We start from the raw sequence: 14,472 nt of genomic DNA, 5'->3' as shown, positions 1-14,472 counted from the left end.
TATGGTGATACAACGCATTTGTTTTCTTTGCCTGCTCTTAATTTTTTCGCCGGGCGGCTTCCGTGCCACCGCTGCGATCGATCCCGATGCCGCCAATGTGGTGGTCGTGGTGAATACGAATGAGCCCGGATCCCGTCAGATCGCGGACTACTATGTGGCAAAACGCGGGATCCCAACGGCCAATATTATCGAGCTGTCGACCTCGACGGAGGAAACCATCAGCCTGGCGGAGTACGTTGAAACCATTCACAACCCGCTCCTCAATGCCCTGTTGGCGAAGGAGTGGATCACCGGCGTCAAGCAGTCCGGCAAGGATCGTTTCGGGCGTGAGCAGATGTCGGTCGCGGTCCATCATATCAGCTATCTGGTGATGACGCGGGGCCTGCCCTTGCGCATTCAGGACGACCCCGAGCAGATGGGAGATGCTCCCGCCAATCTCCCGGCCCAGTTTAAACACAACCGTGCTGCGGTCGACAGTGAGCTCTGCCTGCTGGCGGGGCCTCCCGGGCTGCCGGTGACCGGCTTTATTCCCAATCCCTTATTCGAGAAGCGCTTGCCCACGGGGCCGGACGCCGCACGGGTTCTCCGGGTCTGCCGTCTTGACGGTCCGACGGTGGCTCAGGTGCTCTCGCTGATTGACCGGACGCTCGAGGCGGAAGAAAAAGGACTGGTAGGCCGGGCCTATTTCGATCTGGGGGGACCGCACGCCAAAGGGGACGAGTGGTTGAGTGCGGCCGGCGATCTGGCCAAGGCCGCGTATTTTGATTGTGATTTCGAGACTTCGAAGCGACCGATGGGCATTCAGGACCGCTACGATGCCCCGGCCATCTACATGGGCTGGTACCGTGCGCATGCCTTTGGGCTGTGGCGTGCTCGACGCTGGGGGGTGCCTCCGGGGGCGATCGCATTTCACCTGCACAGTTTCTCGGCGACCACGGTGCGCTCGGAAAGCAAAGCCTGGCTGGGCCCCTTTGTCGCCCAAGGCTATTGTGCGACCTTCGGCAATGTGTACGAACCCTATCTCGAACTGACGCACCGCCCGCAGATGGTGCTGGAAATGTTGCTTGAAGGCCGGCCTTTCGGGGAGGCGGTTCTCTATAGTATTCCGGTGCTCAGTTGGGAGGGGGTTGCCATCGGGGATCCGCTTTACCGGCCCTTCAAGGTGGGGCTTGAAGCGCAGCTTGAGGAAGATGAAGGTCCTTACGCCTCGTACGCGGTGCTACGCGAAATCAATCGCCTGAAGGCGAAGGAGGGGGAGGCGGCGGCGCTTCAGTATGCCCGCAGCCAGTTTATACGCTTTCCTTCGCTTGCCCTGGCTTATCGGCTGGCGGCTCTCTATGATGCCGCAGGGAGCCCCGAAAAGGGTGTGGAGGCGCTTAAAGTGGTTCGCTATATCAGTACGTTCTCGCCCGATGAATATGTGCTGGTCCAGAAAATTGCCAACTTCCTGAATCGTCACGGGGAGAGCGAGTTGGCCTTCCAGCTGTATGAGAACCTGCTCTCGCAGAAGGGCTTGGGCAAACCTTTGAAGATTTCCCTCTTGGAAGGGGGCGCCAAAGTCGCACAAAATGCGGGACAGTTGAGTTCGGTTTCCCGCTGGAGCCTGGAAGCCAGCCAACTCAAGCAACCGCCGGCCAAAAAGTGATGCCCTGCGCTTGCGGAAAGCTGGAAAGTTTATTTTAGGTTCTTGACTCAAAAACCTAAAATAAACAAAAACCGTGCAATCTTTTCAAAAAACGCTATCGCCTAAATCTTTTTCCTGTGAGCACACCTGAGAACATTCACACCGAATTCCACCGCATGCTGGGGCGTGAGGCCAAGGAGGCCCAACTGAAGCAGCGCGGTCATGTTTTCTGGTTCTACGGACTGTCCGGTTCGGGCAAGAGCACCTTGGCCAATGCCCTGGAGCGGAAGCTGGTCGAGCGCGGGTTCGTGACCAAGATTCTGGATGGCGACAATATCCGCAGCCGCTTGAACCGCGACCTCGGTTTTTCAGACGAAGACCGCTGGGAGAACATCCGTCGCATTTCGGAAGTGGCCCGTCTCTTCCTCGACAGCGGGCATGTTGTGTTTACTTCCTTTATCACGCCGAAGCGGGAACTTCGGGAATTGGCATCCGACATCGTTGGTTCGGCTGATTTTACCCCGGTTTATGTAAAGGCGGACTTCGAGACCTGCGCCAAACGCGATGTGAAAGGGCTTTACGCCAAGGCGGCGGCCGGCGGGGTCAAGCATTTCACCGGCAAGGACTCGTCCTTTGAGGAACCGGAAGCCGGTTCCGTGGACTGGGTGATCGACACGGATCGGCAAAGTGAAGCTGAATCCCTTCAAGCCTTGCTTGATCAGGTGCTGCCGCTTATCCAATCCGACTCCCAAGCTTAGTTTTATTCCCTTTCTGATACAAAGATCATGCATCAAGACTACACCATCACCCACCTCAAGCAGCTTGAGTCCGAGGCGATTTATATCCTGCGCGAAACCGCGGCCCAGTTCGAGAAGCCGGTGCTGCTCTTCTCCGGCGGCAAGGATTCGATCGTCATGGCACACTTGGCGAAAAAGGCCTTCTGGCCGGCTAGACTGCCGTTTCCGCTGATGCACGTGGATACAGGCCACAATTTCCCCGAAACCATGGAATACCGTGATCGCTTCGTGGAAGATTTGGGGGCCGAGCTTGTGGTGGCTTCCGTGCAGAAGGCAATCGACGAGGGCAAGGTGGTCGAGGAGACCGGTCCCTATGCCAGCCGTAACGGCCTGCAGACGGTGGCCTTGCTGGAAGGTCTTGAAGAAGGCCAATACGACGCCGCCCTGGGCGGTGGCCGTCGTGACGAGGAAAAGGCCCGTGCCAAGGAGCGCTTCTTCTCGCACCGTGATGCCTTCGGCCAATGGGACCCGAAGAACCAGCGCCCCGAGCTCTGGAATATTTTCAACGGCCGCAAGCACCATGGGGAGCACTTCCGTGTCTTCCCCTTGAGTAACTGGACGGAAATGGACATCTGGCAGTACATCAAGCTGGAGGAGATCGACCTGCCAAACCTCTATTTCTCCCACGAGCGTGACTGCTTTGTCCGTAACGGTGTGGTCATGGCGGTGTCCGAATTCATCGAACTGCTGCCTGAGGAAAAGGAGAATGTTGAAAAAATGACCGTCCGCTTCCGTACCATCGGTGACGCGACCTGCACGGGCGCGGCCTTGTCGACGGCCAGCAGCTTGGACGACATCATCGCTGAAGTCGCCGCCGCCCGCCAGACCGAGCGCGGCACACGTGCCGACGACAAGCGTTCCGAAACCGCCATGGAAGACCGCAAGAAGGAAGGTTATTTCTAAGCCAAGCACGGACGTTTCACCTTCAAACCTTCCCACTTTCACACCTTTACACTTTACTAAAATGAGCGAAGTAAAATCAGCAGCAGGCTATCTCGACATGGACCTCTTGCGTTTCACCACGGCCGGGTCCGTGGACGACGGCAAGAGCACCCTGATTGGCCGTCTCCTTTACGATTCAAAGGCGATCTTTGAAGACCAGCTGGAAGCCGTCGAGCGCAGCTCCAAGTCGCGCGGCGACGAACACGTCAACCTTGCCCTTCTCACCGACGGGCTTCGTTCCGAGCGGGAGCAGGGGATCACGATCGACGTGGCTTACCGGTATTTTGCGACACCGAAGCGCAAGTTCATCATCGCGGATACCCCGGGGCACATCCAGTACACCCGGAACATGGTGACCGGCGCCTCCACGGCCAACCTTGCCATCCTCTTGGTGGACGCGCGCAAGGGCGTGATCGAGCAAACCTGCCGTCACGCATTCATCGCCAACCTGCTGCGCATCCAGCACATCGTGGTCTGCATCAACAAGATGGACCTGGTCGACTGGAGTGAGGAGATCTACAATTCCATCATCCAGGACTTCAAGAAGTTCGCTTCCCGTCTCGATAACATCGTGGAAGTGACCTTCATCCCGGCCAGTGCCCTGTTGGGGGACAACATTGTCGACAAGTCCGATAAGATGCCCTGGTACCAGGGGCCGACCCTCCTTTACCACCTCGAGACCGTGTATATCGGTGCCGACGCCAACCACGTGGACGCCCGCCTTCCGGTCCAGTGGGTGATCCGTCCGCACTCCGACAAGTGGCATGATTTCCGTGGCTTTGCCGGGCGTGTGGCCGGCGGTGTCTTCAAGCCGGGCGACGCTGTGCAGGTGCTGCCCTCCGGTTTTGAAACCACGATCAAGGCGATTCACTCCATGGAAGGAGAGCTGGAGGAAGCCTTCTCTCCCATGTCCGTGGCGGTGACCCTGAACGACGAGATCGATATCTCCCGTGGCGACATGCTGGTGAAGCCGAACAATCCGCCGGCCCCGCGCCAGGATATCGAGGCCATGATCTGCTGGTTCTCCGCGACCAAGAAGCTGGCCGGACGCGGCAAGTACATCCTGCGCCACACCACCAAGGAGGTGAAGGCGATCGTCACGGAGGTGCGCTACAAGGTGAACATCAACACCCTGCACAAGATCGAGGACGACTTGGTCTTCAGCCTCAATGACATCGGACGTATTTCCCTGCGGACTTCGGCCCCGCTGATCGCGGACAGCTACAAGAAGAACCGGATCTCCGGCAGCTTCATCCTGATCGACGAGCAGACCAACGAAACGGTGGCCGCCGGCATGATTATTTAGGGAGTTGGGTGTTGTGCGTTGAAGCTTGTTGGTTGAACATCCGGCCAATCAGCTTACAACTAGCAATTTTCAACCTATCCCATCATGTCTGAAGACTCCAAGATTCGTTGTGGTGTGGTTGGTACGGGGTATCTCGGCCAACACCACGCCCGCATCTATGCTGCGCTGGAAAGCACCGAACTCGTCGGTATCGTCGAGGCCGATGACGCACGCGCCGCGGAAATCTGCGGTTTGTACAATTGCCGCCGCTTTGAGACGCTTGAAGCGCTGGCCGAGGCCTGCGATGCGGTCAGTGTGGTGGTCCCTACGGACAAGCACTGCGAGGTGGCGGTGCCGCTGCTCCAGGGCGGTTGCCACCTCCTGATCGAGAAGCCGCTGTGCACCAGCCTGGAAGAAGCCGAAAAAATCCTGACCGCGGCCAAAGCCGCCGGTCGTATCGTCCAGGTGGGGCATATCGAGCATTACAACCCGGTCATGGGCTATCTGGAAAGCGCTGTGACGGCTCCCCAGTTCATCACTGCGGACCGTCTGGCACCCTTCAACCCGCGCGGGACCGAGGTCGGCGTGGTACTCGACCTCATGATCCATGATCTCGGGGTGATTCTCGCCCTCGTCCGCTCACCTGTTAAGTCGGTCGAAGCCGTGGGTGTGAAGGTGCTGTCGGGGAGCGAGGATATCGCCAACGCCCGGATTACCTTTGAGAGTGGTTGTGTGGCCAATATCAACACCAGCCGGGTGAGCATGAAAAAGGTGCGTGAGATCCGGGTCTTCCAGCCGGCCAACTACCTGTCCCTCGACTTTATGAACCAGGCCGGGCACTTCCTCCGCAAGGAAGGCCACGAGCTTGTGCGGGAGGAGATCCCGATCGAGAAGGACGAACCCTTGAAATTGGAGCTGGAATCCTTTGCCCAGGTGGTTCGCGAAACCGGTCAGCCCAAGGTGGGTGCCGAACTTGGCAAGTCTGCCCTTGAACTCGCCATCCAGATTTCAGAGCTGATCCACGGGCGGGGCTAGCCTGTATGCGCTGGAGAATCCTAGTTGGCTGCCTCCTCTTTCCGCTTCTTATGTCTGCTGAGGTCCAAATTGTTGCGCATCGTGGTGCGTCCGCATACGCGCCGGAAAATTCGATGGCGGCGGTGCGGCTTGCCTGGCAGGTCGGGGCTGATGCCGTTGAGGTGGATGTCCATCTGACGGCTGACAACGAAATCGTCTGCATCCATGATGCGACCACGGAGCGCGTGTCACGAACCAGCCTGACGGTGGCGGAAGTGACCTGGCAGGCATTGCAGGCGATCGAATTGATTACGCGGGAGGGGGTACAGGATGCCGGTCCGGCACGAATCCCCCTTTTGAGCGAGGTGCTCGCCTCGGTTCCCGAAGGCAAGCTGCTCTACATCGAACTCAAGTCGGATGTGCGTATCGTTCCGTATTTACTGGCGGAGCTGGAACAGTCCGACGTACCCGCTGCACAGATCTTCATCATTTCCTTCTATCCGGAAGTCTTGAAGGCGGTCAAAGCCGGGGCTCCCGAACTTCGGACCGGTTTACTGGTCAACTTTAAGCGTGCGGGCATTCGTTTGAAACCGAGTATGGCGAAGATCTTTGCCGCGGCGGAAGATGCCCGGTGCGACGATATCAGTGTGAAGGCGCACCCCTTGATGTTGCCTAAGTTTGCGGCGGCGGTCCGCAAGAAGGGTTACGGCTTTCATGTCTGGACCGTGGATGATCCCGCATGGGCCATGGAAATGTTACGGCGGGGGGCTCAGAGTATTACCACGAACAAACCGGACCTGATCCGCCATGCGCTCGACGCGAATGTGCCGGTCCACGGTTCGGACGGCAAAAGCCTGTAGTGTGTCATGTCGGAAAAATTAACAGTTCCAGATCCCTTTGATGCCCCCGTTGATGGAGGAGGGGTGGACCTGCTGATTGTTGCCGGGGAGCACTCGGGCGATGAGCATGCTGCCGAGGTCCTGAGGGATATGAAACAGCGGCGACCGGATCTAAAGGTGGCCTGTTTGGGGGGCGTCGAACTGCAGGCGGCGGGTGCCCAACTCCTGTATGATCTGACTGCGGTTTCCATTGTCGGACTCTTCGAGGTGATCAAGCATTACGGCTTCTTCAAGGGGCTCTTCCAGCGGACACTGGACTGGATCGCGCAATACCGTCCCAAGCACATTTGTTTTGTCGATTACCCGGGATTCAATCTGCGTCTGGCTGAGGAGCTGCGCCGTCGCGGCCTGAGCCGGAAAGGGGGCGGGGCGATCGCCGTGAGCTACTACATCGGCCCCCAAATTTGGGCTTGGAAAGCCGGTCGTCGTTTCAAGATGGCCAAGGCCCTCGACCGCCTGGGAGTCATTTTCCCATTCGAGGTCGATTGCTACAAGGACACGGATCTGCCGGTTGAATTTGTTGGCCACCCCTTTGTGAGGCAGGATTACCAGCCGCCGTTCACTTATGACGCAACGGCGCCGGTCCTGCTCCTTCCGGGCAGTCGCCGTGCGGCGGTGGAGCGGATTTTTCCGATGCTGTTGAGCGGGTTCCGGCAGGCGCTGCAATCCAAGCCAGGGCTTTCGGCCCGGGTCATTTACCCGACCGCAGCCATCCGTGAGATTCTGGAAGCCTGCCTTGAGCATGAGGCCGACCTTCGGGATCGGATCGAGCTCGTGCCGAATGAGGAACAAACCATGCCGGCCAGCGGCGTGCTGATGAGTTCGGGAACCATGTCCCTTTCGGTTGCGATGTCCGGCATTCCCGGAGCCATTACTTATCGCTTGCACCCGATGACGTATTGGCTGGGGCGCATGATCATGCAGGTTCCGTATTTGGGCATCTCCAATCTCCTGCTCGAACGCCCCCTGCATCCGGAATTCCTACAGGGTGCGGCGACCCCGGAAGCGCTTGCGGGGGCCATCCTGCGCATCGAGTCGGACGCTTCGGTGGTGGCCGAGGCGAGGGAAGGGGCGCGCCAGCTTCGCGAAATCCTGCAACCGGATAGCCGGGCCAGTGCGGCGGAGTGGTTGCTTAAAGAGCTTTAATGGGCGATCGCCGCCTCCAGGCAATAGCTCAGGGAGATGCCGGTGCGGTAGTTGCCCGCCAGATGCAGTCCGGGGTGGGCGGCTTCGATGTCTTCGATGGTCTTTAGGTATTGCCCGTAGCCGAGCTTGTATTGGGGGATCGCTTTGGGCCAGTGCTTGTGGTGCACGAAACCGGGGTAGCCCGACACGCCGAGCAGGGCCTCGAGTTCGGACTGTACCATTCCCATCAGTGCCTCGGTGTGGGGTGTGGCGCAGTCCGGTTGGCGTTCGCCTCCGATAAATACTGTCAGCAGTACCTGTCCTTTGGGGGCGCGCCCTTCGAACAGGCTGGAAGGAAAGAGGACGCCGAGGACCTTGCGGCCTTCGCATTCCGGTACCAGAGCTCCGAAACCGTCGAGCGGATGTTTCACCTGAGCGCGCGGATAGCCGAGGCTGAGTACGGAGACTGGCGGGTAGTCGATGCTCTTGAGCAGTTCGAGCTCATGCTGGCGCTCGCTCTCCAGCGGGAGATCGCTTAGACGGTGCGCCGGTACCGTGAGGATGATCTGTTTGAAGGCGGCATGCCGGGATTCGCCCGCACTTGTTGTCCAACGGACGGCCCAGCCCCCGCTTTCCTGTCGTATGGATTCGATGGATACGCCGGTCTGTACTGCCGGTCCGAGGGCCCGGGCGATGGTCGCGGGTAGTGCGTGCATGCCGTCCTTGAAACTGATCATGCGCTTCCTGAACTTGGTTCCGGATTTCCGGGCGGCCCGCATCTTGCCGAGGGCGCCTCGGATCAGGCCGCCGTATTCTTGTTCGAGGGCGTACAGCTTGGGGAAGCCATGGCGCAGCGAGAGCAGTTCGGGATCACCGGCGTAAATGCCGCCGACAAGCGGGTTGATGGCGTAGCGGTACAGTTCGTCCCCGAGGCGCCGGCGTACGAACTCCGCCACGCTTTCCTCGTCCTCGTCCTCGTCCTCCGCTGCGCGGACGAAGGGTTCCTTGAGGACGCGCAATTTGCCGGCAAAGGACCACAAGGGGGTGGTGATTGCGGACAGGGGATTCATGGGCACCGCATGCGGTTGGCCACTGCGGACGATGTAGCGTTTGTTTGCTTCCGGGCGCGCCTCGATGATCTGTTCACTTAGGCCGGGGACGCTCTCGAAGAAGGATTCGATCTCGGCGGAATTGAGCAGGATGGAGTTGGGGCCTTCCTCGGCCAGGTAGCCTCCGCGGCATTCCGTTTGCATGGCGCCGCCGACCCGCTCGGCACTTTCCAGTACCAAGCTTTCGTGCCCCCCGCGTTGGAGTTGCCAGGCGGTGGCCAGACCGGTGATCCCGGCGCCGATGATGCAGGTGTCAGGCATTCTTTCGTCCCGTGATAACTTCCATGAGGGCTTCGACGCACTCGATGCGTGCGCTGGGCACCATCCCGTGCCCCAGGTTGAAAATAAAGCCCGGTTCCTTGCCGGCATCCTCCAGCAGGCGTTCGGCTTCACGGCGTACCGTCTCCGGAGTCGTGGTCAAGGTGATGGGGTCCAGGTTGCCCTGGACGGCTACGCTGTGTCCCAGTGATTTCCGGATCCGACGCATGTTGATGGTCCAATCCAGGCTGATGATCGAGGCGCCGGTCCGGATCAGGTCGGCGCTTTTATGGCCCATGCCCTTGGCGTAAAGGATCACGGGGACCCGGCCTTTCAACTCATGGATAATGTGGTGGATCCAGCGCAGGGACCAGGCGTCGTAATGGATGGCCGGACAGATGGCGCCCCAGGAGTCGAAGATCTGCAGCGCATCGGCACCGGCGTCGATCTGCATGTGCAGGTATTCGACGATGCCGTCGGTCAGTTTCTGTAGCAGGGCTTCGAAGAGCTCCGGTTCGCTCCAGGCCAGCTTCTTGATCGCGATAAAGTCCTTGGCCGATCCGCCCTCGACCATGTAGCAGGCGAGCGTCCAAGGGGAGCCACAAAACCCGAGCAGGGCGGTGTCGTCGCCCAGTTGACGGCGGGTGAGACGTAGCGCATCGCCCACGTAAGCCAGTTTCTCCGTCACCTTGCCGGCGTCCAGGGCTTCGATTTTTTCGCGGCTGTCGAGCAGGTAGTCCATCCCGATGCCGCCCTGGTCCCGGAAGTGATAGCCTTGTCCGAGCGCTTCGGGGATGACCAGGATGTCGGAAAAGATGATGGCGGCATCCAGGGGAAAGCGCCGGAGCGGTTGCAGTGTGACTTCCGCGGCCAGTTCCGGCGTGCGGACCATGGTGACAAAATCATGTTGGGCTTTTAACTCCCGGTACTCAGGCAAGTAGCGGCCTGCCTGGCGCATGAGCCAGACCGGAGGGCGGTCGACGGGTTGGCAACGGGCGGTTGCGAGGAAACGTTCTCTTGGTGTCATGTATGCGTGAAGCGGATGTATATGGTGAGGGAAAGTTTTCGGCTATTCGGACGCCCAGTCCCGGGGCTGAAGGAAGTACTCGTAGAGCTTCGCTTCCGGGCTGCCCGGTTCCGGATGCCGGTTGTAGTCCCAACGGACGAGGGGGGGCAGGGACATCAGGATGGACTCGGTCCGGCCTTTGGATTGCAGGCCGAAAATGGTGCCGCGGTCATAGACCAGGTTGAACTCGACATAGCGGCCGCGGCGGTAGAGCTGGAACTCGCGCTCGGCTTCCGTGTAAGGGCTGTTTTTCCGTCGGCTCACAATCGGACGGTACGCGGGCAGGAAATGATCGCCGACTGAGCTCATGAAGGCGAAGGAGTGGTCAAAGCCTCCTTCATTGAAGTCATCGAAGAAGATCCCCCCGATCCCGCGTGGCTCGTTGCGATGGGGGAGGTAGAAATACCGGTCACAGGTTTCTTTGAAACGGGGGTAGAGCGCTTGTCCGAAGGGATCACAGGCGGCTTTGGCTGTTTTGTGCCAATGGACCGCATCTTCCCGCTTCCCGTAGTAGGGCGTGAGGTCGAAGCCCCCGCCGAACCACCAGACGGGAGCGCCTTCGTCGGGCTCTGCGTGAAAGAACCGCACGTTCATGTGTGTGGTGGGGATGTGCGGATTGGTCGGGTGCACGACCAGTGAAACCCCCATGGCGCGGAACGGCGCGCCGGCCAGTTGCGGTCGCGTTGCCGTGGCGGAGGGGGGGAGTCCCTTGCCGTGTACATCGGAGAAATTGATGCCTGCTTTTTCGAAGATCGCACCGCCTTCCATGACCCGGGAGCGGCCCCCGCCGCCCTCACTCCGCGTCCAGCTGTCCTCAAGGAAAGTCTGGTCCCCGTCTTCGTCTGCAAGTGCTTGGCAGATAGTATCCTGCAAGTCCAATAGGTAGGTGCGGACTTTTTCTGGAGAGGCTTGGGTCATAGTCGGTAAGATGTTGTATCAGCTTGCGATCCGGCACAAGTCATAGAATCGTGAATTGAATGGAGCCCATGCATGAATCGGATTCAAGTCGAAGGCTGCCAGAGGCGGTGATGATCTTTGGCTGTGGCTACGTGGGGCGCGCCTTGGCCTGTCGATTGTTGAGGGAGGGCGTTCGTGTCGGGGCACTCACACGTAATGCCGAAACTGCGGACGAACTGAGTGCCCTGGGGCTGGATCCGGTGATCACCGGCGATTTGGACTCGACTGAATGGGCTACGAAACTGGAAGGGGATTGGCCGGCGGTGGTCAACTGTGTCAGCTCTGCCGGAAATGGATTGGAAGGCTACCGGAAGTCCTACATCGACGGGCAACAAGCCATCCTTGATTGGGCGGGAAAACGCCGACTGTCCCGCTATCTCTATACCAGCAGCACTTCGGTCTACCCTCAGGAGGGAGGGCTTGTTTCGGAGGATGCCGACACCTCAGCTGCGGGGCCGGGCGGGCAGTTGCTGCTGGAGGCGGAGCGGCTTCTGGTCAACGCTTCGGCGGGCATGGACCGGCACTACATCTTGCGACTGTCCGGGATCTATGGGCCGGGTCGTCATCATTTACTCGACCAAGTGCGTGCGGGAGCGGTGATCCCGGGCCGGGGGGACTACACGCTCAACATAATACACCTCCATGATATCGTCGAGGTGATGGTCCGCCTGCTTGCGGTGGATGCCCCGGCTCCCAGCGGTATTTACAATCTTTCGGATGACATGCCTGCACACAAAGCGACTGTCATGGCCTGGCTGGCCGATCAATTGGGTGTTGCGGCCCCTGTCTTTGACCCCTCGCAGGTTTCTCCTCGCCTGGCGCGACGGGGTGGGCGTATGCCGGATCGTGTGATTGCGAATGGTAAAATCCGGCAGGCCCTGAATTGGGCTCCCCATTTTCCGGATTTCCAGGCGGGTTATACTGCCTTGTTTGAAGATTAGAATTGGTAATGTGTGAAAGTTGTATTGCTAATGTCGGGCGGGCGGCTTAGCTTATGCTCATGTCTCTTCTAAAAGTTACCGTTACCCAAATCCTCAAAGAAAAATCATCCTCGGTCTTCTCAGTGAATGAGGATTGTACCGTGGCGGCTGCCGTGGCGGCCATGAATCAGGCCCGCGTCGGTTCCGTGTTGGTCAAGCGCGACCAGCAAGTGGTCGGTATCTTTACCGAGCGGGATGTGCTGGTTCGAGTCGTCTCCGAACAGCGGGACCCGGCGAAAACCATCGTCCGTGATGTCATGACGGCTCATTTCAAGTCGATTACAAAGGATACTCCGGTCGAGGATGCCATGCAGTTGATGACGGATCGGCGCGTGCGACATTTGCCGGTTCTGGAAAATGGCCGTTTGCTCGGTATGATTTCTATCGGGGATGTGACCCGCTGGCTGCTTCTGGCGAATGAGGTCGAGGTGGATAATCTACGCAAGTACGTGTTCTCCGAGTATCCGGGCTAGGGTCTTTGGTCTATCGGCTGGCGGGTGAGGCATCTGTATTTGTAACGCAGATGTGAAAAAGCGCGTATTTGTGCAATATCTAGGTGCAATTTGTTACGATCCCTGCACCTTAGATATTAATGTATATTGGTAATGACGTTAGTATCGGGTCGGCTTTAGGGCGCTTGTTTAAGCTGTCCCGTTTGAGTGTGGCGACCGAGTCTGCGCAAGTGGATGGAGGCCAGCCGGATCGGCGCTTGGTCGAAGCTCCGCTTACTCAAGATCAATCGTTTCAGGTTTGGATCGAGCCCATTTCTGAGAAGGCGAAACGTCAGACTTTGCTCAAAAAGCGCCAATTGAATGATGAATCTCTGCTCATTGGCCGCCGCGGTTCGATTGCCGAACTGCAACCCGGAGACAAGGATGCCTACCTGATCTCACAGATGGAGCCTTATACGGTGTCCAAGCGGCACTGTCAGCTTGAGGTTCGCGAGGACGGTGTTTGGTTGCAGGATTTGGACAGTCGTTTCGGCACCTATGTCGACGGGACTGTGCTGGGTGGAAAGTCTGGGCAGAAAGAGATTTGCCTGGAGCCCGGAGAGCATGAGCTCATACCCGGTCCGGAGCGTTCCAACTTCCGGTTTAAGATTACGGTCGAAGCGGCCTAGCCACTTGTTTTCCCCTGCGAGGCGTTTTCTGTCTGCTCCGGTCTGGTGTTGCCTCCCATGCTGGGGCATTTCGACTCGTTCTAGCCCCGTATTGTGCCGGAATCGGCCGCTCGCATGACTTTTCTCTGGCTTCCGTCTTGACTCGGATATGTCTGCCCGTGGACTCTCTGCTTTTTATCCCATAACCCAGAGAAAAGGAATTACAATATGGCAGGTGTAGGCAAACTATTGAAGCAAGCTCAGAAGATGCAGAAGCAAATGCAGGCGATCCAGGACGAGCTGGCAGAACGCGTATTCGAGGTTTCCAGCGGCGGCGGTGCGGTCGAGATCCAGATCACCGGCCAAGGTGAATTCAAGGGATTGAAGATCGATCCGGAATTCCTCAAGGAGGACGCTGAATTTGTGGAGGAGACCCTTCTCGGAGCAATCCAGGAAGCGGCTCAAAAGGCCAAGGATGAAAGCGAAGAGGCCATGTCTGCCCTGACCGGTGGCATGGGCGGCTTTCCCGGCCTGATGTAATTTTAGCGCTTGTTGCGTGACGCCTGCCTTCGAACACCTGCTGGAGAAGCTCAAGCGGCTGCCTGGGCTCGGTTTTCGTTCCGCCGAACGGATCGCCATGCACTTGCTGGTGGAGAAGCCGGAGGCACTGGACGAACTCATCGACTCCTTGCAGTTGGCTCGGGAGACGGTCGGGCGTTGTCAGCGTTGCGGCAACTTGTCGGAGGGCGAGCTTTGTGAGGTCTGCGAGGATGCGCGCCGGGACGATTCGCAGGTCTGTGTCGTGGAGCATGTTTCGGATCTGGCTGCGATCGAGCGCTCCTCGGCTTGGTCCGGGACCTATCATGTCCTGCATGGCAAACTGTCGCCCATTCATGGGGTGGGGCCGCAGGATCTTAATTTCGAGGCACTCCGCGAACGTATCGAGTCCGGCAGCGTCAGCGAATTCGTGCTCGCACTCTCCAACGATATCGAAGGGCAGGCCACCTGCCACTACATTCAGGAGGAACTGGTCGGCGAGCGTCCCATCCGCGTCACACGGATCGGGTTCGGCATCCCCAGCGGCGGAGGCGTCAGCTATGCCGACTCCATCACCCTGCGCAGCGCGCTCGAAGGCCGCCGCAGCTACGAATAGTTCCCGATTTTGTCAGTTGACGAGTCCCCTGCTTTCCGCATTAGCTTTCTTACTTTCCACGCGGGTGTCGTATAACGGCTATTATGTGACCTTCCCAAGGTTGAGACGAGGGTTCGACTCCCTCCACCCGCACCATGCTTCGCTCTTCGAGCTACGCATGGCTC

At 58.8% G+C, this 14,472-nt stretch carries 15 protein-coding genes and 1 tRNA gene; 13 read left to right on the top strand and 3 right to left on the bottom strand.

Going from position 1 to position 14,472, the window contains the following annotated elements:
* Position 1: 1 nt before the first annotated feature.
* The 7 genes from O2597_RS01140 to lpxB all read left to right on the top strand — a co-directional run bounded on the left by O2597_RS01140 (position 2) and on the right by lpxB (position 7,707).
* Entirely contained in the window at positions 2-1,645 is a 1,644-nt protein-coding gene (locus tag O2597_RS01140; RefSeq protein ID WP_269522333.1) for a TIGR03790 family protein, read from the top strand.
* A 116-nt stretch (positions 1,646-1,761) separates the two neighbouring features.
* Complete coding sequence (gene cysC, locus O2597_RS01135; protein ID WP_269522332.1) at positions 1,762-2,382, top strand: adenylyl-sulfate kinase; 621 nt, start codon at positions 1,762-1,764, stop codon at positions 2,380-2,382.
* Positions 2,383-2,409: 27 nt separating this feature from the next.
* A complete protein-coding gene (cysD, locus tag O2597_RS01130; RefSeq protein WP_269522331.1) occupies positions 2,410-3,324 on the top strand; it encodes a sulfate adenylyltransferase subunit CysD in 915 nt (304 codons plus the stop codon).
* Positions 3,325-3,385: 61 nt separating this feature from the next.
* Entirely contained in the window at positions 3,386-4,669 is a 1,284-nt protein-coding gene (locus tag O2597_RS01125) for a sulfate adenylyltransferase subunit 1 (RefSeq protein WP_269522330.1), read from the top strand.
* 84 nt (positions 4,670-4,753) lie between these two features.
* On the top strand, positions 4,754-5,683 hold the full coding sequence (locus O2597_RS01120) for a Gfo/Idh/MocA family oxidoreductase (RefSeq protein WP_269522329.1): 930 nt from the start codon (positions 4,754-4,756) through the stop codon (positions 5,681-5,683).
* Between the two features lie 50 nt (positions 5,684-5,733).
* Complete coding sequence (locus O2597_RS01115) at positions 5,734-6,522, top strand: glycerophosphodiester phosphodiesterase (protein WP_269522328.1); 789 nt, start codon at positions 5,734-5,736, stop codon at positions 6,520-6,522.
* Between the two features lie 6 nt (positions 6,523-6,528).
* On the top strand, positions 6,529-7,707 hold the full coding sequence (gene lpxB, locus O2597_RS01110; RefSeq protein WP_269522327.1) for a lipid-A-disaccharide synthase: 1,179 nt from the start codon (positions 6,529-6,531) through the stop codon (positions 7,705-7,707).
* Here lpxB and hemG read toward each other — a convergent pair.
* Genes hemG through hemF form a run of 3 tightly spaced genes read right to left on the bottom strand, consistent with a single transcriptional unit; the run spans position 7,704 to position 11,037 of the window.
* Positions 7,704-9,056, bottom strand: coding sequence for a protoporphyrinogen oxidase (hemG, locus tag O2597_RS01105; protein ID WP_269522326.1), 1,353 nt, complete (start codon positions 9,054-9,056; stop codon positions 7,704-7,706). The genes lpxB and hemG overlap by 4 nt on opposite strands.
* The gene (gene hemE, locus O2597_RS01100; protein ID WP_269522325.1) at positions 9,049-10,080 is read right to left on the bottom strand and encodes a uroporphyrinogen decarboxylase; all 1,032 of its coding nucleotides are present in this window, start codon (positions 10,078-10,080) and stop codon (positions 9,049-9,051) included. Before hemE ends, hemG begins: the two co-directional genes overlap by 8 nt.
* A gap of 42 nt (positions 10,081-10,122) precedes the next feature.
* Positions 10,123-11,037 (bottom strand): oxygen-dependent coproporphyrinogen oxidase, encoded by a 915-nt coding sequence (hemF, locus tag O2597_RS01095; protein ID WP_269522324.1) that lies wholly within the window; start codon positions 11,035-11,037, stop codon positions 10,123-10,125.
* Between the two features lie 59 nt (positions 11,038-11,096).
* On the opposite strand from hemF, the gene O2597_RS01090 reads away from it, so the two are divergent.
* From O2597_RS01090 to O2597_RS01065, 6 genes are all read left to right on the top strand, one after another.
* A complete protein-coding gene (locus O2597_RS01090; protein WP_269522323.1) occupies positions 11,097-12,017 on the top strand; it encodes an NAD-dependent epimerase/dehydratase family protein in 921 nt (306 codons plus the stop codon).
* Positions 12,018-12,076: 59 nt separating this feature from the next.
* Complete coding sequence (locus O2597_RS01085; RefSeq protein ID WP_269522322.1) at positions 12,077-12,529, top strand: CBS domain-containing protein; 453 nt, start codon at positions 12,077-12,079, stop codon at positions 12,527-12,529.
* Between the two features lie 119 nt (positions 12,530-12,648).
* Positions 12,649-13,176, top strand: coding sequence for an FHA domain-containing protein (locus tag O2597_RS01080; RefSeq protein ID WP_269522321.1), 528 nt, complete (start codon positions 12,649-12,651; stop codon positions 13,174-13,176).
* A gap of 207 nt (positions 13,177-13,383) precedes the next feature.
* Positions 13,384-13,695 (top strand): YbaB/EbfC family nucleoid-associated protein, encoded by a 312-nt coding sequence (locus tag O2597_RS01075; protein ID WP_269522320.1) that lies wholly within the window; start codon positions 13,384-13,386, stop codon positions 13,693-13,695.
* Positions 13,696-13,711: 16 nt separating this feature from the next.
* Entirely contained in the window at positions 13,712-14,308 is a 597-nt protein-coding gene (gene recR, locus O2597_RS01070) for a recombination mediator RecR (RefSeq protein ID WP_269522319.1), read from the top strand.
* Positions 14,309-14,368: 60 nt separating this feature from the next.
* Positions 14,369-14,443 (top strand) — tRNA-Gly (locus tag O2597_RS01065).
* The last annotated feature ends 29 nt before the right edge of the window (positions 14,444-14,472 follow it).

Origin of the sequence: Coraliomargarita parva, from assembly GCF_027257905.1 — a bacterium.
Taxonomy (GTDB): domain Bacteria; phylum Verrucomicrobiota; class Verrucomicrobiia; order Opitutales; family Coraliomargaritaceae; genus Coraliomargarita_A; species Coraliomargarita_A parva.
The sequence above is the reverse complement of the archived record's forward strand: the minus strand, read 5'-3'. Positions and strand labels throughout refer to the sequence as shown.